General features: G+C 68.7%; 16 protein-coding genes. 14 read left to right on the top strand and 2 right to left on the bottom strand.

The genetic code is table 11. The features are described 5' to 3' along the window. The first annotated feature begins 22 nt into the window (after nt 1–22). From dacB to CYJ22_RS01820, 10 genes are all read left to right on the top strand, one after another. Entirely contained in the window at nt 23–1378 is a 1356-nt protein-coding gene (gene dacB, locus CYJ22_RS01865; RefSeq protein ID WP_007587406.1) for a D-alanyl-D-alanine carboxypeptidase/D-alanyl-D-alanine endopeptidase, read from the top strand. A 4-nt stretch (nt 1379–1382) separates the two neighbouring features. Further along, nucleotides 1383–2225: a hypothetical protein gene (locus CYJ22_RS01860; protein ID WP_007587412.1), complete on the top strand. Its 843-nt coding sequence runs from the start codon at nt 1383–1385 to the stop codon at nt 2223–2225. Next, nucleotides 2215–3324 (top strand): tRNA lysidine(34) synthetase TilS, encoded by a 1110-nt coding sequence (gene tilS / locus CYJ22_RS01855; RefSeq protein ID WP_101600650.1) that lies wholly within the window; start codon nt 2215–2217, stop codon nt 3322–3324. The genes CYJ22_RS01860 and tilS overlap by 11 nt, the downstream gene beginning before the upstream one ends. 172 nt (nt 3325–3496) lie before the next feature. After that, complete coding sequence (hpt, locus tag CYJ22_RS01850) at nt 3497–4051, top strand: hypoxanthine phosphoribosyltransferase (RefSeq protein ID WP_007590027.1); 555 nt, start codon at nt 3497–3499, stop codon at nt 4049–4051. Between the two features lie 25 nt (nt 4052–4076). After that, entirely contained in the window at nt 4077–6122 is a 2046-nt protein-coding gene (ftsH, locus tag CYJ22_RS01845; protein WP_101600648.1) for an ATP-dependent zinc metalloprotease FtsH, read from the top strand. Further along, complete coding sequence (gene folE / locus CYJ22_RS01840) at nt 6119–6688, top strand: GTP cyclohydrolase I FolE (RefSeq protein ID WP_101600646.1); 570 nt, start codon at nt 6119–6121, stop codon at nt 6686–6688. The genes ftsH and folE overlap by 4 nt, the downstream gene beginning before the upstream one ends. 1 nt (nt 6689) lies before the next feature. Next, nucleotides 6690–7553 (top strand): dihydropteroate synthase, encoded by an 864-nt coding sequence (folP, locus tag CYJ22_RS01835; protein WP_101600644.1) that lies wholly within the window; start codon nt 6690–6692, stop codon nt 7551–7553. Next, complete coding sequence (folK, locus tag CYJ22_RS01830) at nt 7546–9534, top strand: 2-amino-4-hydroxy-6-hydroxymethyldihydropteridine diphosphokinase (RefSeq protein ID WP_101600642.1); 1989 nt, start codon at nt 7546–7548, stop codon at nt 9532–9534. Before folP ends, folK begins: the two co-directional genes overlap by 8 nt. After that, the gene (locus CYJ22_RS01825) at nt 9535–10011 is read left to right on the top strand and encodes a DUF3180 family protein (RefSeq protein WP_101600640.1); all 477 of its coding nucleotides are present in this window, start codon (nt 9535–9537) and stop codon (nt 10009–10011) included. It abuts the gene before it with no gap. A 104-nt stretch (nt 10012–10115) separates the two neighbouring features. Continuing rightward, nucleotides 10116–11051: a hypothetical protein gene (locus CYJ22_RS01820; protein ID WP_101600638.1), complete on the top strand. Its 936-nt coding sequence runs from the start codon at nt 10116–10118 to the stop codon at nt 11049–11051. A 3-nt stretch (nt 11052–11054) separates the two neighbouring features. Here CYJ22_RS01820 and disA read toward each other — a convergent pair whose 3' ends face one another. Next, nucleotides 11055–12125, bottom strand: a complete 1071-nt coding sequence (gene disA / locus CYJ22_RS01815; RefSeq protein ID WP_101600636.1) for a DNA integrity scanning diadenylate cyclase DisA — start codon at nt 12123–12125, stop codon at nt 11055–11057. A gap of 36 nt (nt 12126–12161) precedes the next feature. Continuing rightward, on the bottom strand, nt 12162–13547 hold the full coding sequence (gene radA / locus CYJ22_RS01810) for a DNA repair protein RadA (protein ID WP_101600634.1): 1386 nt from the start codon (nt 13545–13547) through the stop codon (nt 12162–12164). A gap of 375 nt (nt 13548–13922) precedes the next feature. Between radA and CYJ22_RS01805 the strand changes: the two genes are divergently transcribed. The 4 genes from CYJ22_RS01805 (at nt 13923) to CYJ22_RS01790 (ending at nt 25267) form a co-directional block, all read left to right on the top strand. Then, the gene (locus tag CYJ22_RS01805; RefSeq protein ID WP_101600632.1) at nt 13923–19967 is read left to right on the top strand and encodes an Ig-like domain-containing protein; all 6045 of its coding nucleotides are present in this window, start codon (nt 13923–13925) and stop codon (nt 19965–19967) included. Between the two features lie 7 nt (nt 19968–19974). Continuing rightward, the gene (locus tag CYJ22_RS01800) at nt 19975–21210 is read left to right on the top strand and encodes a DUF58 domain-containing protein (RefSeq protein WP_101600630.1); all 1236 of its coding nucleotides are present in this window, start codon (nt 19975–19977) and stop codon (nt 21208–21210) included. Between the two features lie 74 nt (nt 21211–21284). Beyond that, on the top strand, nt 21285–23762 hold the full coding sequence (locus tag CYJ22_RS01795; RefSeq protein ID WP_101600628.1) for a transglutaminase-like domain-containing protein: 2478 nt from the start codon (nt 21285–21287) through the stop codon (nt 23760–23762). Next, nucleotides 23762–25267 carry a serine/threonine-protein kinase gene (locus tag CYJ22_RS01790; RefSeq protein ID WP_101600625.1) on the top strand — a complete coding sequence of 502 codons (1506 nt, stop codon included), beginning with the start codon at nt 23762–23764 and terminating at the stop codon, nt 25265–25267. Before CYJ22_RS01795 ends, CYJ22_RS01790 begins: the two co-directional genes overlap by 1 nt. Nucleotides 25268–25282 lie beyond the last annotated feature (15 nt).

Here is a 25282-nt window from a genome sequence, read left to right as displayed (position 1 = left end):
AAGTAACCACGAAGGGAAATCCATGCATCGCACGTCTATGGGGGCCATTGTAAGCGCTAGCGCCGCACTCGTGGCGACGGCGGCGCTCGTGGGTGCCGGTTGTGCCCCGCAAACGGCCACTCCGGCGGACGCCCCCACGGCCTCGACCCTTGAAGCTGCGCCGATTTCCGGCGATGCGAAGGGCGCCGGGAACCCGGTCTCCGCCGAGGATGTCCAGGCGCTGTGGGCGCCGGTTGCGGCTGCCGCGGCGGAGGGTGGATACACGGCGTGGGGCACGGTCGTGGATGCCCAGACCGGTGAGGTGCTGCTGGACGCGGATGCGTCGACGGCGCACACGCCTGCCTCGACGACGAAGACTCTCGCTGCTTTTTCGGCGCTCACCCACCTGGATCCGACGGCGACGCTGACGACGAGCGCGCTCCTGGGTGCCGACAACCAGACTCTCTACCTGGACTCCGAAGGCGATCTGCTCCTCGGCATCGGCACCTCCGACGAGGTCGAGGTGTCCGGACGCGCCGGCCTGCAGACGCTCGCCAACGATGCGGCGGCGGCCCTCGCGCAGCGCGGCATCACCTCGGTGACCCTGAACTGGCGTGGCACTCTCTTCGAGGGGGCGTCGCACCTGGCGTCCTGGGATGCGCAGGAGGTCGGCGCCTACGAGGGGCACGTCGGGCCGATGGCGATCGACGCGGGACGCACCTACGAGGGCGCCAACGCTTTCTACTCGGATGCTCCGGGACGCGTCGCGCAGGTGTTCTCGCAGGCGCTGGGCGCAGCCGGCATCAGTGCGACGCTCGGCGAGGCCGGGGACGCCCCGGCGGGCGCGGCCGCTATCGCCTCGGTGTCCTCTGCGACGATGGGAGAGCAGCTGCGCTGGATGCTCGCGCACTCCGACAACACGCTCGCCGACCAGTACTGCCGTTTCGCCGCGCGCGCGGCGGGTGCCCCCTCGACCTACGAGGGTGCGACCGACACGGTGCGCGCCGCACTCATTGGCGCCGGCATTCCCACGGACGGCCTGACCCTCGAGGACTGCTCGGGCCTGTCGAGCAACGACAAGATCAGCGCCGACACGCTCGTCGGCGTCCTCAAGGCGTCCTACGCGGGGCAGGGGACCGGTGCGAACACGATGCGTCTGCTCCCGTGGGCGGGCCTCGTCGGTACGCTCTCCAAGCGCATGACTGAGGAACCCGCGGTCGGAAACGTGCAGGCCAAGACGGGCGCCCTCCAGGAGGTCACCTCCCTGTCCGGGTCCGTCATGACGACGAGTGGGCGCGTCCTCCTCGTGTCGATCGGGCATGACCGCGTGACCGAGGGGGCCTACGCCACGCGCGGCCGCCTGGACGCCTTCGAGGAAGGCCTGGCCGGGCTAAACTAGGGACATGGATATGCCGTTTGGCCCGCGCGACGTCGCGGGAGTTCTCGCCTCGCTGTCGTATGCGGGACCGTCGGCCTCTCGCGTCGGTGCCTCCGCCGTGGTGGCGCGCCTGCGCCGCTCGGTGGAGTGGTCGAACCGCAGGCTCGCCGATCTCTCCACCCTGCCCGAGGCCTCTGCGACGGTGGCCGCCTCCTCGACCCTCGTCGTGGACCGGCGCGGCCTGATTCGGTCGGTGGGCTCCCTGCTGGAGCGTTTCGAGGACAAGCGCACCCCCCTCGTGCTGGCCGCCGAGGCCATCATCTTGCGTGCCCTGTCGAAGGATGCGACGGGCATCTGGGACATTAACGCTGGCCGCCGCGTCCTCGTGGCCCCCAACGTGCTCGCCGACGCCCAGCGCTACGCCCTCGATCAGACGGATTGGTGCCGCTGGGTGTCCCTGTGCACGGGCCTGCGCGGCGTGCACCTGACGTATGCGCCCCACCTGGTTCCCTACATCGCGGACCTGATTCAGGCGCTGCCCGAGCGCAGTGACGAGCTCGTGCGCATCGTTCTACTCCTCGATGCGCTGCCCACGGCTGAGATGGAGGTCCTCACGCCCCGCGACCTGCCCTCGATCCAGTGGCTGCGCACCCACCGCGCGCACGCCGGTGGGGTGGCCCTGGTGCGCGCGTGCGCGGCGGCCGGTATGCCGTTGGCCGGGGTCGAGGCCATGCAGGCCCAAACCGAGGGTTTCGCGCGCACCGTTGTGCGCGAGGGTGCGATCGCCCATCTCCTGTCGGGCGTCGAGGCCCTGCCCTCCGCCCGCGAGTACGCGGAGCCTTCCGCGTGGCTGGCGCGTGTGCGCTGACGCCTCGAGCCGTGTGGGGCCGAATCCGAGCGGCCCTCTGCGCGCCTGCTCCCTGGCGGTGCGCGCTCAGCTGACCTCGTACATCGACGAGGCCGGGGCCCCTCCCGCTCTCATCGTCGGCTTGTCGGGTGGTGCGGATTCGCTGGCGCTGGCGCTGACGACGATTGATGTGGCCGCGCGAGCGGGAATCCCCGTTGTCACGGTGACTGTCGATCACGGGTTGCGCGCGGGCAGTGGTGACGAGGCGCGCGAGGTCGCGGACCTGGCCGAGTCCCTGGGCGCGCGAGCCCTCGTCGAGACCGTGGCTGTTGATGGCAGGGGAGGCCCGGAGGCTTCAGCCCGGGACGCTCGCCGAGCCGCCCTGCGAGCGGTCGGTCTGCGAGAAAATGCTCCGATCCTCCTCGGACACACGATGGACGACCAGGCCGAGACGGTGCTGCTGCGCCTGGCGCGCGGCTCCGGCCCCTCCTCCCTGCGCGCTATCGCTCCGATCTCGCGCGATGACGACGGGGTGACGTGGCTGCGCCCGCTGCTCGGGCTGCGGCGATCAGACACGGAGGCGGCGTGCGAACAGGCGGGCCTGACGCCTGTGGAAGACCCGACGAACGATGTTGACGGCCCGTGGCGGGCCGCCGACGGGAGTCCGCTGCGGCGCTCGGCCCTGCGTCACCGCGCGATCCCGGCCCTGGCCTCGGCCCTCGGAGTGGACCCGGTTCCCGCGCTGGCCCGCACGGCTGCCCTGTGCGCGCACGACGACGATGCCCTCGCGCAATGGGCGCGCGAGCTCACCGGAGCCGCCCGGGTCGCCGACGCACAAGACCTCGGTGGAGGGGTCGCGTCTGTGGCGCTCGCGGTGTCACTCCTGCGCGGCGCTCCCCGTGCGGTGCGCACGCGCACCCTGCGCGAGGCCGCCCGAGCCGCCGGCCTGCGGGCGCTGTCGAGTGGGCACATTGACGATCTTGATGACCTCGTCGTCGCGTGGCGAGGACAGGGCCCGATCCACCTGCCCGGGGGTCTGGCCTCCCGCGCTGGGCGCGGTGAATGCGCCCAGATCATTCTCCGGGCACACCCCGCGGGCGAGGATGGACACCAATCGTGACGGTCGCCGGCGCTCCACTCGCCGGGCCGCGGGGCGCCCGGTGCGCCGCGAGCGTGCTCACACGATGTTGCGCTGACAGTGAGAATCTATGCCTTCCTGTTACAGTCGCGCGGTTTTGTGGCACGCTTATAGTGGAACCGCTCGCGTTACAACCCAACGAAAAGAGGCCACGGTGGACGCCACCGACATGGGAAACGACCTGAAGGAAATCCTCGTCACCGCCGAGGACATGGACCGTCGGCTCGGTGAAATGGCCGAGCAGATTGACCGCGACTACGCGGGTGAAGAACTGCTGATCGTCGGTGTTTTGCGCGGCGCCGTCATGGTGATGGCGGATCTGTCGCGCAAGCTGCGCACTCCCCTCGAGATGGACTGGATGGCCGTCTCCTCCTACGGGTCGGGCACCAAGACCTCGGGCGTTGTGCGCATCCTCAAGGACCTTGACCAGGACGTGGCCGGTCGTCACGTGCTGATCGTCGAGGACATCATCGACTCGGGCCTGACCCTGTCCTGGCTGCAGGCGAACCTGCTGGGGCGTGGCGCAGCCTCGGTCACGATCGCGACCGCCCTGCGTAAGCCGGAGGCTGCCAAGGTTGACGTCGATGTGGCATACGTGGGATTCGATATTCCCGATGAGTTCGTCGTCGGTTACGGCCTGGATTACGCCGAAAAGTACCGCAACCTGCCCTTCGTTGGCACGCTGCAGCCGCACGTGTACAACAACTGAGAACACTGAACTGTAAGGGACGTCTGTGAACGAGAAGATTAAGAATAAGCGCCCCAGCCTGGGCTGGGTGCTGGTTCCGCTCCTCATCTTGCTGGTGGGTGGCTGGTTCCTGTGGCAGACGAACCAGCCGCGTTCGGTCTCGACCTCGGAGGGCCTGGCGCTCATCTCGGGTGACACGGTGGAGCAGGTGGTCCTCAACGAGGGCACCCAGCAGGTGAACCTGACGCTCACGGAAAACTACGTGCACCAGAGCACCGGCGATGACGACAAGACCGCGGATCTGGGTAAGCGCGTCTACTTCACGTACTCGTACGTGCAGACGAAGGACATCCTGGACACCGTGGCCGCCAAGGCCCCGGCCAAGGGCTGGAACGCGGTCCGTCCCCAGTCTGGCGCCCTCGGCGCTATCTTCCAGCTGCTGGTTCCGCTGCTGATCCTCATGGGCGCGTTCTACTTCGTCATGCGCTCCATGTCGGGTTCGCGCATGATGGGCGGCTTCACGCAGTCGCGCGCCAAGGAATTCAACCAGGAGCGCCCCGACGTCACCTTCGCGGACGTCGCCGGTGAGGACGAGGCCGTGGAGGAGCTCGAGGAAATCCGCGAGTTCCTGGCCTCCCCGGACAAGTTCCACAAGGTGGGTGCGCGCATCCCGCGCGGCGTCCTCCTCTACGGTCCTCCCGGAACGGGTAAGACCCTGCTCGCCAAGGCTGTGGCCGGCGAGGCGAACGCCCCCTTCTTCTCGATCTCCGGCTCGGAGTTCATGGAGCTCTACGTCGGCGTGGGTGCCTCCCGCGTGCGTGAGCTGTTCGAGCGCGCGAAGAAGAACGCGCCGGCCATTATCTTCGTCGACGAGATTGACGCCGTGGGTCGCCACCGTGGCAGCGGCATCGGCGGTGGCAACGACGAGCGCGAGCAGACACTGAACCAGCTCCTCGTCGAGATGGATGGCTTCGACGAGCGCGCCAACATCATCCTCATCGCTGCGACCAACCGCCCCGACATCCTCGACCCGGCCCTGCTGCGCCCGGGCCGTTTCGACCGCCAGATCGCCGTCGAGGCCCCCGACCTGAAGGGCCGCGAGGCCATCCTCAAGGTGCACGCGCAGGGCAAGCCGCTGACCGAGCAGGTCGACCTGCGTCAGATCGCCAAGCGCACCCCCGGCTTCACGGGCGCAGACCTGGCGAACGTCCTGAACGAGGCGGCGCTGCTCACCGCGCGTTCGAACATGCAGTTCATCGACGAGCGCGCGATCGACGAGGCCATCGACCGCGTGATCGCCGGCCCGCAGAAGCGCACCCGAGTCATGAACGACCACGACAAGGCCGTGACCGCCTACCACGAGGCCGGCCATGCACTGGCCGCCGCCGCCCTGAACTACACGGACCCGGTCACGAAGGTGACGATCCTGCCGCGCGGCCGCGCCCTGGGTTACACGATGGTCATGCCCACCGAGGACCGTTTCAACAAGACGCGTAACCAGCTCCTCGACGACCTGGTGTACGGCATGGGCGGCCGAGTCGCCGAAGAGATCGTCTTCCGCGATCCGTCGACCGGCCCCGCCAACGACATCCAGCAGGCCACGAAGACGGCCCGCGCGATGGTCACCGACTACGGCATGAGCGACCGCATCGGCATGGTCAAGCTCGGTGACGCCGACACCGAGGCCTTCGGGCACGGTAGCGGCGAGGGCCCGCGCGCCTTCTCCGACGAGACGGCCGCGATCATCGACGAGGAGGTGCGTCGCCTCCTCGACAACGCGATGCGCGAGGCGTGGCGCATCCTGTCGGAGAACCGCGGTGTTCTCGACACGCTGGCCTCCCGCCTGCTCGAGGAGGAGACCCTCGACGAGGCGCAGCTCGCGGAGATCTTCAAGGACGTCGTGAAGGCCCCGGAGCGTCCCGTGTGGAACTACCAGTCCGATGCGGCCGTCCCCGGCGCCCTCATGGGCAACCCGGTCGGCGTGGGGTCCGCCGAGGCCTCGGCCACCTCCGAGGCGTCGTTTGAGGTCCCCTCGATCGACGTCTCCGACGTGATGGATACCCAGGCGAACGAGGGTGAGGAGCAGGCATGACATACGATCCCGCAGGCGTCGAAAAGGCGTCGCGCGACCTACTCGTCGCAATCGGTGAGGACCCCGAGCGCGAGGGCCTGGTCGGCACCCCCGACCGCATGGCGCGCGCGTGGCGCGAGATGTGCAAGGGTCTGACCGAGGACCCCCGCGAGCACCTGCGCACCCAGTTCCACGCCGGTACCGACGAGCTGGTCCTCGTCCGCGATATCACTTTCTTCTCGGTGTGTGAGCATCACCTGCTGCCCTTCTACGGCCGCGCCCACGTGGGTTACATTCCGCGCGGCGGCGTCGTGACGGGCCTGTCCAAGCTGGCACGCGTGGTCGAAGGCTACGCGCGCCGCCCCCAGGTGCAGGAGCGCCTGACCGCTCAGGTTGCCGACGCGATCGATGAGATTCTGAACCCCCAGGGCGTCATCGTCGTCATCGAGGCCGAGCACATGTGCATGTCGATGCGCGGCATCTCTAAGCCCGGTTCCTCGACCGTGACCAGCGCGCTGCGCGGCATCATGAACGACGGGGCGACCCGCGCCGAGATGATGGCCCTCGTCCTGTCCGGGAGCCGATGACGTGAGTGCGCTGCCCCTGCCCGCCGCCCCGGCCTCGTTCCCAGTCCCGCCCCCGGCGCTGCCGGGCGGCCTGACCCTGCCCAGCGGGCGGACGGCGATCATGGGCATCCTCAACGTCACCCCGGATTCTTTCTCGGACGGGGGACGCTACACGGACGTCGCGGCTGCGCTGCGTCACGCGCGCGAGATGGTGGCCGCCGGAGCGGACCTCATCGACGTGGGCGGGGAGTCGACCCGCCCGAACTCGACGCGCATCAGCGCGGACGAGGAGTGGGCGCGCATCTGCACCATCGTCGAGTCCCTGGCCGCCGACGGCGTCATCGTGTCGGTTGATACGCTGCACGCGTCGACGGCCCGCGAGGCTGCGCGCGTCGGTGCGGCGATCATCAACGACGTGAGCGGTGGGCGCTGGGATTCCGAGATGAATGTGGCTGTTGCGCAGTCGGGCTGCGCGTACGTCGTCCAGCACTACCGCGCGCTGCCGGGCATGCCGGGGGAGCACTTCGACTACGGGGATGACCTCGTGGGCACGCTCATCGAGCGCGTGGGCTCTCAGGTTCAAGACGCTATTGATGCTGGTGTGGCAGCTGATAAAATTGTGGTTGACCCGGGCCTCGGCTTTTCGCTGACGGGCGACCAGTGCTGGCAGATTCTGCGTGAACTGCCGCGCTTCTTGCAGGGCGGATACCCCGTCCTCGTCGGCGCCTCTCGCAAGCGTTTCGTCAAGGCCCTCGAGGGCGACGTGGACGCGAACAGCGCGGACATCGCCGCCTACTGCGCGGCAGCTGGCGCGTGGGCCGTGCGGGTCCACGACGTAGCAGCCACCGTGGCGGCCATCGCCCGAAAGGAGAACGACGTTGACTAACCGACGCGTCATCATCGCCCTGAAAGGACTCGGGGCGCTCGCCAACCACGGCGTCTACGGCTTCGAGCGTGACCGCAACCAGCGCTTTAGCGCCGACATCGTCATGTGGGTCGAGACCGCCGGTGCCACCGATGACATCGCCGCCACCGTCTCCTACGCCGACATCGCCGACGAGGCCATGGCTGTCCTCACCGGAACCGCCGTCGATCTCATCGAAACCCTCGCAGAAACCATCGCCGCGCGCGTCATGAGCCACGAGGGCGTCGTCGGCACCGAGGTCACCGTCCACAAGCCCGACGCCCCCATCGACCACCCCTTCGCGGACGTGTCGGTGACCGTGCGGGCAGGCCAGACCGACGCGATGCCCCTGTCGCTGTCCTTCAAGGGTATTTACGAGGCCGAGGACGGTTCCGTCCTCACCGGCGAGATCGAGGCCTACGGCCACGCGCAGGCTCCCAGCCCCGCCGAGCAGGAGCAGCGCGAGGTCCTCCCGTCGCGCCGTGCCGCGCACGCCGCGAACGCCGCGCAGGAGCAGCACGAGGAGGACGCCTCCCGTCCGGCGCACCTGCGCTCGCGCCGCGTCGTCCTGGCGATCGGAGGCAACCTCGGGGACGTGCCCGTGACCCTCATGCACACGGTCGAAGCACTGTCCTACATGGAGGGCTTCCAGATCGACGACGTCTCGCCGATCATGCGCACCAAGCCCGTTCTGGCCCCCGGCCAGGCACCCCAGCCCGACTACTGGAACGCAGTCGTCGTCGGCTCCGCGATCGCGACCCCCGACGAGCTGTTCGCCCAGACCAGCCGCATCGAGCGCGAGCTCGGTCGCGAGCGCCACGAGCGCTGGGGCGCACGCACCGTCGACATTGACATCATTCAGATCGAGGGCCTGGCCTCCTCCGACCCGGTCCTCACCCTGCCGCACCCGCGCGCCAAGGAACGCGCCTTCGTTTTGGCGCCCTGGCTCCTGTGTGAGCCCGACGCGATCCTCGAGGGCGTGGGCCGCGTGTCCGACCTGCTGGCCGATACCCCCGACCGCGAGGGCATCATCGACGCCGTCGACGACTGGCTCGAAGACCCGGCGGCCGTCATGGCTGACTCCGACCAGCTCCTCGCACAGCGCGCCGAGCAGGCCAGCGCCGACATGCGCGAGCTCATCGAGGCCCTGACAGGCGAAATCAGCCAGGTCGATAACCTTGTGACCCGCCCGGGAGTGCCCGCCACCGAGCTACCGGCACCCGTCGTCGATGCGCCCGAGGCCTCCGCCGAGGTCGTTCCCGCGCCCGAGGTCGTTCCCGCCCCCGAGGCGGTGCCGGCTCCGACGGTCGTTCCTGCCCCCGAGGTCACGCCAGCTCCCGCAGTCGCTCCTACACCCGAGGTCGCGCGTGCCGAGTCCTTCGAGGCCTCGACCGTCCCGCAGCCGCAGACCCCCGATCAGGCTGCCCCCGAGGCCTCCGCAGAGGCCTCGCCCGAGGTACCCGTGCCCGCTTTTGATGCGCCCTCCCAGGCGGCCCCGCCCCAGCGCGAGCGTCGCCACCGCGGGGAGCGCGCCTCGTCGCGCCCCTCCTGGCACCCCATTTCGTCCGTGCCCGCGGACTCCGCGGCCGGTCGCATGACCCGCAAGATCGGTACGGGCACCTACAAGCCGAGCGGAAGTGAAAAGCCCCGCTGGGTCCCCGTCTTCGAATCCAACCGCGAGGAATCCCGTTCCTCGATCGCGCTGCCGGACTGGAACTTCTCCGTCAGCTCCGCGCACGATGTGCGTGTCGTCGACGACCGCTCCGGCCTCGGCCACGACGAAGAGCCACCCAAGGCCACCGTCCACGCCGACGGGCGCTCGACCATCCTCGCCCCCGGGCTGCCCGACAATACCCCCGTCGGTCCCATCCCCGAGGACGAGGCCACCCAGACCGGCATCCTACGTCGCGTCGTTGTGCGGCCCACGATGACCGGCGCGATCCCGATCGTCAAGAGGCGCTAAATGAAACCCGTGTCGATCGTGTGGGTGCTGGCGGTGGGCCTCGTGGCCGCCGTCCTGAGCTTCCTCGGCTTCTTCGCGCACATGCGCGAGGGTGGCACCCCGATGATCGTCACCCCGGGTCCCGCAGTCATCTTTGCGATCGCCACCGCGTGCCTCATTTGGTCCGGTCTGGCGGTGCGTCGACTGCGTGCCGGCAAAGAGACGTGGATTGACGCGATCGGTGCGATGCGCGTCGCCGTCTTTGCGCGTGCCAGCGCCATCGTTGGCTCGGGCTTGACGGGGGTCCTGATCGGCGTCATGGCTGTGTCCCTGATGCAGCTGGAGGCTCCCGCGATGCTCGCCAACGCGATCGGCTCCGGCCTCAGCGGCCTCGTCGGGATCGTGTGGTGCGTGATCGCGATCGTCGTCGAGCGCTGGTGCGTCATCGATCCCGACGACGAGGGCTCGACGTCCTCCAAGCGTAGCGCCGCCGCCTGATCTGCTCCTCACTGGAGCGCGACGACGGGCGCTCAGCGTGTGAAAGTCGCCCCCGTCCCGAGCGTTAGCCGCTTGCTGCGCCCTGCGCCCGGTATCGTGGATGCGTGGCTGACCAGCGTAAGAATTCCCCCAGGCGACCCACCTCCAGGCGTAGTACGTCGGGAGGCGCGACCGGTCGCACCGGCGATCGAGCGTCTCGCGCCGCAGCCGGCAGCCGCACCTCGACGGGGCGCGCGGCCTCGTCGAAGGCCTCACCGTCCACGAAACGGGGCAGTGCCAGCGCGCCCAAGGCACAGCGTGGCGGCGCCGCACAGGCAGCCGCGAAGAAGAAGGGCGGGGGCCGTCCGCCGGTCAACCTGTGGCCTCGGCGCATCATCACTGGCCTTGGGCTGATCCTTATCCTGGCCCTCATCGTGTGGGGTATCGTCGCCGCTGTGCGCGCGATTGCGGGCGCATTCACCGCTGATCCAGCGCCCCAGTCGACCCCGCAGTCCGCTGTCCAGTCCGGGGCCCTCGACGCCTCCGGGTACACGCTCAAGGGCGGCCAGGAAGCCACCGCCGACGGCCTGCTCACCGACGGAACGACGATCGACATTCCCGCCTGCCTGGATCGCGACATCACGGTCACCGCGAAGGCCACCGAGACCTCGTCTGGGTCGGCGATGCCCGTGACCCTCACGCTCGAAAACCGCGGCAGCGTCGCATGCTCGACATCCCTGTCGCGTTTCGCCCTGCAGATTTCGACGGGTGACCTGCAGGTCTACAACTCGGCGAAGTGCGGCGAGGACCAGCAGTCGTCGACGACCCTGCTGCTGCGCCCGGGCGCCACGTGGAGCGGCGCGCTGCGCTGGGATGGCTACGTGTACACAAACGGCTGCACAACCCCGGCGGGCGGCGCGAGCGCCGCGTCAGCCGGAACCTACAAGGTCGCGGTCACGATGGGCACGCGCGAGGTCGGCTCGACCGTCGTCGACGTGACTCCCGCGCCGACGCCCGCCCCGCAGTCCGGCGCTCAGTCCGGTGCGCAGTCGGGCCGCTAAGGCTTACCAGCCGACGAGGCCGGAGCTGACCGCCTGCGCCTGGTGGGCCAGGTTCTCGGTGATGAGCTTGGCGCGGTAGGGGCCGATGCCCTCGATGGCTTCCAGGTCCTCGGTGGTGGCGGCGCGCAGCTGAGGCAGCGTCGTGATGTGCGCGGACACCTCCTTGATGGCGCTCCACGACAGGTGCGGAACCAGGGAGAGGGCGCGCACGCCACGCGGCGTGATCTCGCGGTCCAGGTCCGCGACCTCGTACACGTCCAGGCCGAGGATGTTCGCGATCGCGGTGAGGTCCACGATGCGCTCCGACCCCAGGGATGAGAGCTCGGCCTCGACGCGGGCGACGTCGTCGGGGTTGTGGATGTAGTCGCGCATGACGAGGGCGCGCTCGGACGCGGAGCCGCGCACGAGGTCCTCGACCTGCAGGGCCAGCAGACGGCCCTCGGAGCCCAGCTCCTCCAGGTATTCGGTGATCTCGGAGGTGATGCGGCGGATCATCTCCATGCGCTGCATGACGGTGGCGACGTCGCGCACGGTCGCGCTGTCGCGCATCTCCAGGATGGTGAGGGTCTGCAGGACCTCGTCGAGGCGCTGGCTGTAGCGGTCGAGCGTATCCACGGCCAGGTTGGCGCGCGACAGCAGGGCCTCGGGCTCTTCGACAAGGCGGTGCTCGGTGCCCACGTAGATGGAGATCATGCGCATCGACGCGGACAGGGACAGAACCGGCAGGTGGGTCTGGCGTGCGGTGCGCTGGGCGGTGCGATGGCGCATGCCGGACTCGTCGGTGGGAATCGTGGGGTCCGGGAAGAGCTGTATGTTGGCCTTGCGGATGCGCCACAGGTCGGGGTCGATGATGACGGCGCCGTCCATCTTGCACAGCTCGCGCAGGCGCGCGGCCGTGAAGGCGATGTCGAGGTCGAAGCCGCCCGAGCAGATCGCCTGCACTTCGGGGGTGTATCCCAGGACAATGAGGGCGCCCGTGTGGGAGCGCTGGATTCGTTCCAGTCCTTCACGCAGTGGCGTACCGGGCGCGACTGCGCGCAGTGCCTCACGAAGGATCGCTGCATCGGACGTCAATGTGATTCCCTCCCTGAACAGTAGGTTCGATACCTATTATTGCGAGTCCGTCGGAAAAGCGACACGAATAGCCGTCGCCAGATCCGACACAGTAAAGACGGTGATGCCGTCGACGCCCGCGAGGTCCTCGCTGCCCTGAGCGGGAACGATGGCTGCGGAGAAGCCGAGGCGAGCGGCCTCGGCGAGGCGGCGCTGGGTGCCCGTACAGGCCCGGACTTCGCCCGTCAGGGAGATCTCTCCGACCGCGACGAGGTCCGCGCGAGGGGGAACGCCCTTGAGAGACGACACGATCGAGATCGCCATCGCCAGGTCGATCGCGGGTTCGACTGTGCGCGCCCCACCGACCGTGGAGACGTAGACGTCCGCGCCCGACGTGTCTGCGCCGATGCGGGCCTGCAGGACTGCCAGGATCATGGCGACGCGCGCGTGGTCCACGCCCGACGTCGTGCGCCGAGGCGAGCCGCCCGAGGAGGGCGCGACGAGCGACTGGATTTCCGTGGGCAGCGGGCGGCGCCCCTCGAGGGAGACGGCCGCGCACGTGCCGGGCACGCCGCGCGTCGTGCGCGACAGGAACAGACCAGAGGGATCGGCGAGGCCGTAGATCCCCGAGTCCGTCAGCTCGAAGCAGCCGACCTCGTCGGTGGGGCCGTAACGATTCTTCACCGCGCGCAGCAGGCGCAGGCGCGAATGACGGTCACCCTCGAACTGGCAGACGACGTCCACGAGGTGTTCGAGGACGCGCGGACCCGCAATGCCGCCGTCCTTCGTCACGTGGCCCACAAGGAGGGTGGGCAGGTCGGATTCCTTGGCGACCCGGATGAGCGAGGCGGCAACCGCGCGCACCTGCGCGACGCCGCCCGCCCCACCCTCGACCTGGGCGGAAGAGATGGTCTGCACGGAGTCGACGATGAGGAGAGAGGGGGAGGCCTCCTGCACGTGGCCGAGGACGACGCCAAGCTCCGTCTCATCTGCGATGAGCAGGTTCGGTTCGAGGGCGCCGATGCGTTCGGCGCGCCCGCGCACCTGCGCCGCCGACTCCTCGCCCGTGATGTACAGGACGGGCCCGCGCCCGCCCGCGGCCGCCGTGCGCGCGGCCTTCGCGGCCACGTCCAGAAGCAGCGTCGACTTGCCGACGCCGGGCTCGCCGGCCAGAAGGATCACCGCACCGGGGACGATGCCGCCGCCGAGCACGCGGTCCAGCTCGCCCACGCCCGTGGAGCGCGACGAGGCGCGTTCCCCGTCGACCTCTCCGATGGGCAGAGCGGGACGCCGCGGGGTGGTGGCCGCCGTCCGTGCACCCCCCGTCACCTCGCCCGCCTGGTCGACCGTGCCCCACGCCCCGCACTCGCGGCACTGGCCCACCCACTTGGGGGAGGTCCAGCCGCAGTCGGAGCAGCGGTAGGTGATCTTTTCTTTCGCCATGCACTCACCGTAACCCGACCCGCCCTCATCTGCGGTTCGCGCGCGCGAGGAAGCGGGCAGGTGTGGGTGCCCAGGGGGCTTCGCGCGCCGCTGTGAGAGGGGATGAGTGGGGGAGGCGGGACCCCGGCCCCAGCCTCGTTGAAGGACATTGCGCGTACAAATACGTCACTGTGGTCAGGTTCTCGTGCGCGCAGCATGCGCGGAAACATCGCGCGAATGAACCGTTGAGTGAGCGCGCTTATTCAGTACCTGTTGTTGTCTCGAGCGTTTATCCATAGGGTTGGTCGGTGTGTATCCTTGGAATGGCTCACCATGCCACCCGCGGATACAGATCCCGCCCCACAACAGTGCGCAGATGAAGACTGAGGAAGCCCCATGAACAAGGCGCGTCAATCGCGAAACACCTGGTCGAAGCGGATGCCCGCGATCGCCGTCCTCGTGGTGTCTGCGATGCTGTGCGTTCTCGCGGTGGTCTACCGCGGCGTCGAGGTCACGCAGGTCAGCGTCGATGACGGCGGTATCTGGGTGACGAACCAGGACCGCAAGCTCCTGGGCCACCTCAACTACGACTCGCTCATGCTCGATGGCACCGTGTCCGTCAAGTCCGCGTCCTTCGACATCGGTCAGGCTGGCGGCGACGTGACGCTGGGGGAGACGGTGACGCGCACGGTGTCGCCCGTCAAGCCCACCTCCTTCTCAATCGGCCAGGCTGTGACCCTGCCCGAGGGAGCCACCCAGGTGCAGGGCGGCTCCGTTCTGGCGGTCCTCGACCCGGCCGCCGGCCTCCTGTGGGTCGGTAACGCGGGTGAACCCGCCTCCATTTCGTTCGCAGCCGAAGACGCGGTCGCCAAGGACCTGAGCGACGGCGTCGTCACGGTGTCGCGCACGGGCACGGTGTTTGCCTACTCGGCCGGTTCCTCGTCGCTGGTCACCGTCGTCAAGGAAGGCCAGACGTGGCGCGCGAAGACGACCACTATCAAGGATTTCCAGCCCGCCGGCCCCCTGACGATCACGGCGGTCGGCGACAAGCCCGTCATCTACGACCAGTCCGGTAATACCCTCGTCCTGCCCGGTGGGAAACTCCGCAACCTCGTCGAGGAACACGTGACCGGCGCGGTCCTGCAGGACCCGGGCGACGAGGCCGCATCTGTGCTGCTCGCGACCGATTCGGAGCTCGTGGCCGTCTCCCTCAACGGCAAGTCCGTCGAGCGTCAGCCCGCCTCCGACGCGGGTACGAAGGGCAACCCGGCTGCCCCCGTCTTCCACAACGGCTGCTCCTACGGCGCGTGGGCCGGCTCGGGCGCGTTCGTGCGCACGTGCACGGACAAGTCGCGCAACCAGGCGCAGACTGTTCCGACGCTTGCCGAGGCCACCTCCGCCGTCTTCCGCACGAACCGCACGCGCATCGTCCTCAACGATGTCTCGACGGGCACGCTGTGGCTGCCGGACAAGAACATGGTCCTCGTCAACAACTGGGATCAGATTCCCACCGAGGAGCAGGAAGAAGAGGACACTCCGACCCCGGATCAGCGCGAGCAGGTCTCGGAGCCGGAACACAACGACAAGAACACGCCGCCAGAGGCCGTGGACGACGACTTCGGCATCCGCCCGGGTCGTTCGACGCTGCTGCCGGTCCTCGATAACGACTCGGATGACGACGGCGATGTGCTGACCGCGCGCGCCGTGACGAACCCGGAGTTCGGGACGGTCGTGCGCACGAGGGGCGGTCGCGCCCTGCAGATCACGGAGGTTCCCGAGAACCTGACGAGCGGGTCGACGTCCTTCACGTACGAGGCCTCGGACGGCCTCGCGGGCGCCACCGCGACCGTGCGCGTGACGATCCACCCGTGGACGCAGAACGAGGGGCCGCGCCAGGTCAAGCGCCCGGTCGTCAAGGTCGGTGCGAACGCTCAGGTGGAGTACAACCTGCTGTCGGATTGGATTGATCCGGACGGCGACCAGTTCTTCCTCAAGTCCGTGGTCGCTCCCGAGGGTATCGCCGCGCAGTTCACGGAGGACGGGACGGTGCAGATCCGCGACCTCGGTTCGGGCGCGGGTACGAAGGTGCTGAGCGTGACCCTGTCGGACGGACACGCCGAGACGACGGGCGAGCTGCAGGTGAGCGTCCAGGAGGCGGGTAACGTTCCGCCGGTGGCGCGCGCTGACTTCTACGTGGCCCGCGTGGGCGAGGCCCTGGCGATTGACCCGATTGCGAATGATACGGATCCGAACGGCGATGCGATTTCGCTCGTCGCGGCGGGAACGCCCCCGGCTGGCACGTCCGTGTCGGCGGATCTGTCACGAGGCATCCTGACGTTCACGGGCTCGGTGCCGGGTTCCTTCCAGTTCACGTACACGGTGTCGGACGGCCCGTCCACGACGGTGGGTGTCATCCGCGTGGACGTGGTCGATGACGACACGCATGCGCTCCCGATCGCCGAGGACGACCTGGCGGTGCTGCCCAGCGGTGGCGCGTCGCTGATCGCTCCGCTGGCCAATGACACGGACCCGTCGGGCGGCGTGCTCGTCGTCCAGTCGATTGACGTGCCCGCGAGCTCGGGTCTCGAGGTGACCCTCATTGAGCGTCACCTGCTGCGCATTACCGCGCCCGGCGGCCTCAGCGATGTCACCTCCTTTACGTACACGGTCTCCAACGGCGCGGGTTCCGCGACCGCTCAGGTGAGCGTCATCCCCACGGACGCGCAGAGCGAGGAGACTCCGCCCGAGGCCACGCCGGACACCGCGAAGGTGCGCGCCGACGACATTGGTTCGGTGAGCGTCCTGAGCAACGATCGCTCGCCGATTGGCCTGTCGCTGAACCTGGATCCCGACGTCACGGTCCTGTCGGGCTCGGAGCTGGGAACGGTGTTTGTCACCGGTAACCAGGTGCGTCTGGCCGCCGGATCCGAGGCCGGGGTCGTCCGCGTGGCGTACACGGTCGTGGATTCGGTGGGTAACCGCGCGACGTCGACCGTCACCTTCGAGGTCGTGGCGGCCTCCGCCGCGAACAGCGCGCCCATCCCCAAGGCGCTGAGCGCGTGGGCCGTGCAGGGCCAGATGACGCGTATTCCCGTGCCGCTGACGGGCATCGACCCGGACGGCGACTCGGTGGCCCTCGTCGGTATCGATCAGCCGCCCGCCAAGGGCAGCGTCGTGCTGGGCACGGAGTGGCTGGAGTACACGCCTTCGGATGATGCGACCGGCACGGACACGTTCTCCTACATCGTCGAGGACCGCCTCGGCGTGCAGGGCCGTGCGCGCGTGCGCGTCGGCATTGCGCCGCCTGGATCGCAGAACCATAACCCGACCGCCGTCCCGGACTCGGTGACGGTGCGACCGGGCCGTGAGGTGAGCATTAACGTCCTGAGCAACGACCTGGACGCCGACGGCGACGCTCTCACCGTCGATACGGATCCGGCGACCGTGACGGTGTCGGATGAGTCGGCGACCGTGACGATGGCCGAGGATACGGTGACGGTCAAGGCCCCCGCCTCCAATGGCGTGTTCGTCGTCGCCTACCAGATTCAGGACGGCCGAGGAGGTCGCGCCCAGGGGCAGCTGACCGTGACGGTGGACGCTGAGGCGCCGCTGCGCGCACCGATCGCCCGCGACGACGTCGTGTCGGTCGCGGATCTGCCCTCCGACTCCAAGCCCGTGAGCGTTCCCGTGCTCGTTAACGACGAGGACCCGGACGGCACGACGGGTGCTCTGACGATCTCATCGGATGGATCGGGCGTGAGCGTGTCCGGCCAGAACCTGTCGATTAGCCCGGACGCGCGCCGTCGCCTCGTCGTCTACACGGTGACGGACCCCGATGGGCTCAAGGCGAGCGCCGTCGTGACGGTCCCGGGCACGGACCTGCTGGCTCCGCGCCTCGATATGACGCGCATCCCGGTGGCGATGCGTGCGGGGTCCGCCCTCACCCTCGACATCAACGACTACGTGCTCGTGCGCGACAACTCGCGTTCCCCGGTGATCACCGACTCGGCGACGGTCAAGGCCAGCGGCGGCATCGACTCGGCGACGCTGCAGGATTCCTCGCACATCGTGCTGACGGCGCCCGACACGGCCTCGGGCCGCGCCTCGGTGTCCTTCACGGTGCGTGACGGTTCTGTCGATGATGAGTCGGCCCTGTCTTCGACGCTGACGATCCCGATTACGATTCAGCCCGCGAGGAACCTGCCTCCGCGCCTAACCCCGACCCCGATCCTCGTGGGTCAGGGCGAGAACGTGAAGGTTGATCTCACCCAGATGGTGGACGACCCGGACGACCAGGCGAAGAGCTCCTTCGACTATCGTGTGGTGAAGGTCCCCGGCGGCATCGACGTGTCCCTGGACGGCTACACGCTGACCGTGGCGGGCAAGAAGGACCAGCCCAAGGGGCCGGTCGGCGCGATCACGGTGAGCGTGGACGACGGCTCGGGCGCGGTCAACGCCGACATTCCGGTGACGATCGTGAAGTCCTCCAAGCCCCTCGTGACGACGACGGACGCGCGTATCAAGGTCAGCGCGGGTCAGACGGCGACCGTGAACCTGTCGGAGTACACGACGAACCCGTTCCCGGATCCGCTCGTGGTCCTGGACGCGTCCGTGCATGTGGGCCAGGGCACCGCGGCGGGCGATGGCAACGTGCTGACCGTGAGCCCCAAGGCGGGCTTCCACGGTGACATGATCGTCGTCTACCGCGTCATGGACGCGACGAATGACCCGGACCGCGTCGTGCAGGGCCGCGTCGTCGTCAAGGTCCTGGACCGCCCCGACGCTCCGCAGAAGGTGACCGCGACCGCGACCGGCCCGGGCAGTGCTTTCGTGAGCTTCCCGGAACCTGCTGCGAACGGCGGAACCATTTCGGGGTACACGATCATCGACTCGGTGAGCGGAAAGCCCGAACGCACGACCAACCCGGGCATGGAAGTGACGGGCCTGCAAAACGGCGTCGAACACTCCTTCACGGTCATCGCCCACAACGAGGCCGGGGATTCGGACCCGTCGGCGCCCTCCGCGCCTGCGTATGTTGACGCGGTGCCCGATCAGATGGCCGCGCCCACGGTCGAGGGCACGGATGGTGGCCTGATCGTCTCGTGGACGCCTGCAACCACTAGGGGATCGGCGGTCCACACCTACACGATCTTTGTCGCGCCGCAGGCGGGTGGTCAGCCGATCCCGCACTCGGTGGCCGCCGGCACGGAGAACACCACGACCATTCGCGGCCTGCAGAACGGTGCCATCTACTTGGTGTCCATCCAGGCGCAGAACGGTGCGAAGTCCCCCTCGCCGGTGTCTAATCCGACGCAGGGCAGCCCGCACGGGCCGCCGTCCATTCCGGGCAACGTTTCCGCCTCCACGTCGGCTATGGCGCCCGACGCGTCGACTGCGACGGTCACGGTGTCCTGGACGCCCGGTCAGTCGAATGGAAGTGGCTGGGGCCGGGCGGAGGTCACGGTGAATAATAAGGAGCCAGTTACTGCCAAAGCGACTGATCTGTCCGTTAACGTTTCCGGCGTGCCGGCGGACACCGACGTGCCCGTGAAGGTGGTGCTGTACAACGCCGACGGCGACAAGTCGGATCCCGCGACCACGACGGTAAATGTCGCCACGGTCCCCGTTGAGATCGCGGCCCCGACCCTGTCTGGTATCGGAGAAGAAGGCAAGGTGCGCGTGGACGGTCTGGTGCGCGTTCCGGGCCGAGGCTTCGACGCGTCGCGCCTGACGCTGCGTTACGCCAGTTCGCGGGACGCGTGTGCCACTGGGACGCCGGTCGAGAACGGTGACACTCTGACGGTGACCGGTTGGGAGCAGCAGACGTTCTACTTCTGCCAGACGGGCGTGGGCGTGAGTAGCCCGAACGCGGCTTCCCCGCCGGTGGCGGCGGTCGGCCAGGCGACGGGTGTGCCGTCGAACGTGGACGTACGGCTCACGGGCGTCAACTCGACGAGCGTGACGGTGGAGTGGGATCCGGTGGGTGCAAACCCGGCGGTGACCGAGATCCGCGTGTCGCTGGGCGGCGAAACAAAGACTATGACTCGTGACATGACCTCGGCGACGTTCTCGGATCTGGCGCAGGGAACTCGTTACCAGGCGACGGTCACCGCTGTGAACTCGCAGGGGCCCAGAACGATGGCTAAGCACCCCGAGACCTTCACGAAGCTTGACGTGAGCGCCCAGTGGGTGGAGACCTGCAGCGGCGAGGAGCGCGGATTCTCCGCGGGCTCGTGCCACACGTTCTCGCTGAGCGCTCCGGGTTGGTCGGGTTCGTCGAGTAACCACGTGTGCACGGTCCGTAACGAAAAGACGGGCGGTACGGAGACGGTGCACATCGATGGTGCGGGCCCGTTCCAGACGCGTGCGATCACTCTCGCAGGCAGTGAGGATGAATTCAGGCAACGCGGCCCGTACCTGCTCGAATGTCATCCGGAGTAGTGAGCACGTGAAGAAACTTCGTCGAATCATCAAGGCGGCGTGGCGCAATGCGCGCGCCCGCCTGGAGGCGGTTCCCGCCTTCGTGTGGCTGTCGCGTTGGCTGAGCGCACTGACGCCGGTGGGCTGGGCGGTGAGCATCGCCCTCGTCGCGGGCGCGGTGGCCGCGGTCTCCTTTGGCTGGATCGAGGGCTTCGTGGTGGCCGTCATGGGCCTGGTTGCCCTCGTGGTGGCGATCGCGTCGGTGGCATCCCCGTCTCCGCTGGCGGTGTCGCTGCGTATGCAGAACGATCGCATCGTTGCCGGTCAGGTGGCGGTGGGCCGCGTGCGCGTCGTTAACGAGTCGGCTCGCCGCTCGGGGTCGACCCTCGTGGAGGTCACGATCGGACGAGGCAGTGGCGAGTTCCTGGTCCCCCCGATTAGCGGGAACGGGACGTGGAACGAGGCCTTCTCGGTGATGACGAAGCGTCGCGGCGTGATCAACGTGGGTCCGGCGCGCACGGTGCGTATGGATGGCTTGGGCCTGCTGCGCCGCGTGCGCCAGTGGGATGACCCGATCCTCGTGCACGTGCATCCTCCGACGGTGCGTTTTTCCTTTGACGCGACGGGCATGCAGATGGACGTCGAGGGCGTGGCCAGCGAGAAGCTGACGAGCTCGGACGTGTCCTTCCACGCCCTGCGGGACTACGAGCCGGGCGATGACCGTCGCGCGGTGCACTGGCCGTCGACGGCCCGCTACGGGCGCCTGATCGTGCGCCAGTTTGAGGAGACGCACCGCTCGCACCACATGGTGCTGTTGGATACGCGCATCGACTCGTGGGGTCGCCGCGCCTTCGAGACGGGTGTGTCTGTTGCGGCGTCGCTGGCGATTGCCGGCTCGGGCGAGGCGCGTACGGTGTCGATGCACACGGCGGACGAGTGGATTCCCACGGGCACGCCGATGGCGATGCTGGATGCTCTGTCGGAGATGGAGACGTCGACGCGCTTGGAGTTCGCGGGTGTCGTTCGGCGCTGCATCATGGAGCGCGGCGGGATTTCGGTTCTGTCGATCGTGGTGAGCGAGTCCGTGGATGACGAGGAGGCGGCTCGCCTGGCCAATATTGCGCCGGTCGACGTGACCGTGTCCGTCATTCGTGTGGCTCCGGGGCGCGCGAGGCGTCGCCGCAAGATTAGCCGAGGCGTCATCATTGACTGCCCGTCGCTGGAAGATCTGCCGATGCTGGTGTCGAGGGGGGTGTCTGCGTGAGCGCTCCCGTTCGTCCTGCTGCCCATCAGGCCCCGCCGCGTCGTTCGCGTCGCTCGGAGGCTACCGAGACGACGATGGGCGGCTCGATGCGTCGCGCGGCCATGCCCGCGTGGTCGCTGCTGGTGCTGGGTGTCCTCTTCGTGGGCCCCATTGTCATGTTCGAGTCCGTCTTCGGCGGGGGAGAGGGTGCGATTGCCGCGGGCCTGGGTGTCCTTGTCGGTCTGCTCGTGTCCTGGGCGGCGTCGAGGTGGCGCTGGGACCTGCTGTCGATCGTGGCCTGCGTCGTGGCCGCTCACTTCCTGCTCGGCGGGCCCGCGGCCCTGCGTGAGACGACCCGCTGGGTCGTGGTGCCTACGTCCCGGACACTCCAGACGCTCGTCATCGGCGCGGTCGAGGCTTGGAAGGACCTGCTGACGCTGACGCCTCCTGCTGGCTCCTATGTGGGGCCGGCGATGGTGCCGTGGATGGCGTGCCTCGTGTGTTCGGTCGCTGCGGGCGTCGTCACGGTGCGCTACGCGCGCCCGATGTGGGGCTCGGCGGCCCTCATCCTGTGCGGCGTGATCGCGATCGTGTGGGGCCCGACGAACCACACCCCGAACCTCATTCTCGTCATCGTCTGGTGGGTGGCCCTCATCGCCTGGTGGTCGTGGGCCTCGGCGATTGGCCGGGCGCGCTCGGGTGCTGACATCGTTATTGGCATGTCGTCGTCGACGACGTCGGCGTCTACGACGATGGGTGGGTCCTCGCGTCAGATCGTGCACGTGTGGTGGCGCGTGGGTATGGCCTCGCTGATGGTTGGCGTCATGGTCGCGGCCGCGATCCCTGCTGCGTCCGTGCTGGGTCCCACGGCCTCGGACCGTGTCGTGGGGCGCGACGTCGTGGAGCCGCCCGTGGATGCGCGCGAGTATCCTTCGCCGCTGTCGAGCTACCGTCACTACAACAAGGACCTCGAGGACTCGTCCCTGATTCACGTGACCAACATGCCCAAGGAGGCGCGCGTGCGCCTGGGCGCGATGGACGTGTACGACGGGACGACCTTCGGCATGGGCGTGGCGAATGCGGATGGCACGGCGGGATATCGCCGCGTCGGTTCGACGATCCCGGGCCGCAACGCGAACGAGGCTGAGGTCGAGACGACTGTCTCGACGTCGCAGCTGCTGGGACCGTGGGTGCCCACGATCGGTCAGGTGCACGTCCTGGAGTTCGACCCGAGTGACCCTCTCGCGGCCGACCAGCAGAAGGGCCTGAACTACGACCTGTGGGCTGAGACCGCGCTGACGACGGGCCCCGCCGGTGAGATGGGCTACACGATGAGCCTGACGATGCCTCGTGACCGCGCGGACGCGGAGTTCGCCAGCGTTGAGGCCGCCCGCTACGCCGGGGGCGACACGAACGTCCCCAAGGACGTGGATACGCTCGCTGCCGAGCACACGCTGACCGCGCGTTCGGACCTGGAGAAGGCCCGCGCGATTGAGAACTTCCTGCATACGGACGGCTACTACTCGAACGAGGACACGATCAACTCGCGTCCGGGTTCCTCCCAGGACCGCATCCAGCGCATGATTGGCGCGGACATGCTGGTGGGCGACGACGAGCAGTACGCGACCCTGATGGCGCTCATGCTGCACTCGCAGGGGATCAACGCCCGCGTCGTGATGGGCGCGTACCGCGAGGGAACGTCGGGGAACGTGGACCTGACGGGCGCGGACATGCACGCATGGGTCGAGGTCGAGTTCCCTGGCGTCGGATGGGCGACCTTCGACCCGACACCGCCGCGAGACCAGCAGCCCACGACGCAGGTCAACAAGCCGAAGTCCGTGCCTAAGCCGCAGGTTCTGCAGCCGCCGGAGCCCCCGGAGCAGCCGGTTGAGCTGCCTCCGGCTACCCGCGACCAGGCGACGGATCCGCACGATCCGAACGGCCTGCATATCCCGTGGATGGCGATCGGCACGGTGTCTCTGTCGCTGCTGGTGCTCCTCGGCCCGGTGCTGGTGGTGCTCCTGGCGAAGTCTCGCCGCCGCAAGGCCCGCCGCAAGGCGCAGGCCGCCGAAGCGGTGCGCGGCTCGTGGGATGAGCTGGTGGACACTGCGATCGACTCTGGACTGGTGGTGGAGCCTCACCTGACGCGCCAGGAGGTCGCGTGGGCGCTCGCCTCGCAGTGGACCCCCGAGACCTCCGAGGGCGACGAGGCCTCCTCACGCAAGGCCCGCAAGGCGCGCACGCGCTCGGCGGCCGACGTGCGTGTGCCCGGCTGGTCGCTGTTCTCCGGCGCGGTGCCCCGCGTCGTGACGGTCGCGCGCCGCGCGGACGTCGCGGACTTCGCGGTGACCGGTGCGCGCGCGCAGGACGCCGAGCAGGCGTGGAACGACGTGGATGAGCTGCGCCGCGAGTGGGCCTCGTCGGTGTCGGTGTTCGCGCGGGTGCGCCACGCCCTGTCGCTGAAGTCGTTGCGTTGGCGTCGCCGCGCACGCCGCCAGGCGGCAGCAGCTTCCGGTGAGGGGCGTCGTTCGCTGATTGGGCGCGTTAGTGGCCGTGGGAAAGGGAAACGTTGATGGATAGCGACGCTCGCGTCGGAATGGTCCCGGCGATACCGGGATACCAGTGGATTCGCCCCCTGGGGGCGGGTGGTTTCGCGGACGTGTTCCTGTGCCGTCAGGAGCTGCCCAGCCGCGAGGTGGCTGTCAAGGTCGCCCGCCGGGACCGCGGGGCGGACGGCGAGGCCGGGATTGCCCGCGAGGCGGACGTCATGGCTCTCGTGTCGGGTCACCCGGCTGTCGCTCAGCTCTACGGCGCGGGGCGCACGTCGGACGGCCGCCCCTACCTGGTGATGGAGTATTGCCCGGTCGCGAATATCCTCGATCAGGTGCGCGCAAACCCCATGGCGACGGATCGCGCCCTGTCGATGGTGATCCGCATGTGCGGTGGCGCGGAGATGTTGCACCGCGCGGGCTACGTGCATCGCGACATCAAGCCGAGCAACATCATGATCAACGCCTACGGGTCTCCGGTTCTGACGGACTTTGGTGTGTCGGAGCCGGTGGGCGCTGATCCGCGCAGCGGCCGGGATGCGTTTTCGGTGATGTGGGCGCCCCCGGAGCAGATTGCGGGCACGGCGCGCGCTCACCCGACGCAGGACGTGTGGGCCCTGGGGGCGACCCTGTGGACGCTGCTGATGGGCCGTTCGCCCTTCGAGGTGGTCGATGGGGATAACTCTGCGAAGGCGGTCGCTCAGCGCGTGGCGCGCGGACGCGTGTCGCGCATTGACCGCCCGGGCGTGCCTGACGCGGTGACGGCGATCGTGCGCCGCGCGATGAGCCTGGATCCGGAGCAGCGTTTCGGTTCCGCGGCGGCGCTGGGCTATGCGCTGCAGACGATTGAGCGGGAGATGCACCGGCCGGTGACGGAGATGAAACTGAGTGTCGTCGCCTCCTCGAGCGCGCCCTCCTCGGCCCTGTCGTCGCCCTCGCCGGCTGCCCTGGATGCGGAGCGTACGCGCACGCGCCGCGGGAGCTTCGCCGATGGTGCCCATGCTTCGTTGGACGAGGCGTGGGCTGGGAACTCGACGACGAGCCGTACCGGGTTGGTCGAGGGTGAGTCGAAGCGCCCCAAGTGGGTGCTGCCCGTTCTCGCTGTCGTTATGGTGCTCGCGACGGCCGGTCTGGTCGTGGCGATGCTGACGGGCGGCGGACACAGTATCCATGTGGGTGGTGCCTCGGATCCGACTGCCGGATCGACGAGCGAGACGCCGGATGGTGGCAGCGTGAACGACGCGGGAGGCGCGCCGCCCGCTGCCGTCGCGGAGGTCGTTGCGACCCCGAAGGGCACGGAGATCCTGTGGAGCTGGGATATCCCCCAGCAGGGTCAGAACAAGGTCGATCAGTTCGTCTTCAAATACGTGCTGGAGCGTCCGGGCGAGGCCGTGGTCGCTGAGACCATGCGCCGTAACTCCCTGACGACGACGGCCGTGAGCGGCGAGAACTGCCTGACGGTCAGCGTCGTCGCGGAGGTGAGCGGACGCGAGTCCGCGCCGGTCACGCAGTGCGTGACGATGCCGTAGCCGCAGATCGGCGAG

It is taken from the genome of Schaalia odontolytica (assembly GCF_002847525.1).
GTDB classification, from domain to species: Bacteria; Actinomycetota; Actinomycetes; order Actinomycetales; family Actinomycetaceae; genus Pauljensenia; species Pauljensenia odontolytica_B.
The sequence above is the reverse complement of the archived record's forward strand: the minus strand, read 5'-3'. Positions and strand labels throughout refer to the sequence as shown.

Excerpts from the sequence above, each read along its gene's own strand:
- dacB (WP_007587406.1), top strand. The coding sequence starts at position 23 with ATGCATCGCACGTCTATGGGGGCCATTGTAAGCGCTAGCGCCGCACTC.
- radA (WP_101600634.1), bottom strand. The coding sequence starts at position 13,547 with ATGGCGAAAGAAAAGATCACCTACCGCTGCTCCGACTGCGGCTGGACC.
- CYJ22_RS01805 (WP_101600632.1), top strand. The coding sequence starts at position 13,923 with ATGAACAAGGCGCGTCAATCGCGAAACACCTGGTCGAAGCGGATGCCC.
- folE (WP_101600646.1), top strand. The coding sequence starts at position 6,119 with ATGACATACGATCCCGCAGGCGTCGAAAAGGCGTCGCGCGACCTACTC.
- CYJ22_RS01795 (WP_101600628.1), top strand. The coding sequence starts at position 21,285 with ATGGGCGGCTCGATGCGTCGCGCGGCCATGCCCGCGTGGTCGCTGCTG.
- CYJ22_RS01790 (WP_101600625.1), top strand. The coding sequence starts at position 23,762 with ATGGATAGCGACGCTCGCGTCGGAATGGTCCCGGCGATACCGGGATAC.
- CYJ22_RS01825 (WP_101600640.1), top strand. The coding sequence starts at position 9,535 with ATGAAACCCGTGTCGATCGTGTGGGTGCTGGCGGTGGGCCTCGTGGCC.
- CYJ22_RS01860 (WP_007587412.1), top strand. The coding sequence starts at position 1,383 with ATGGATATGCCGTTTGGCCCGCGCGACGTCGCGGGAGTTCTCGCCTCG.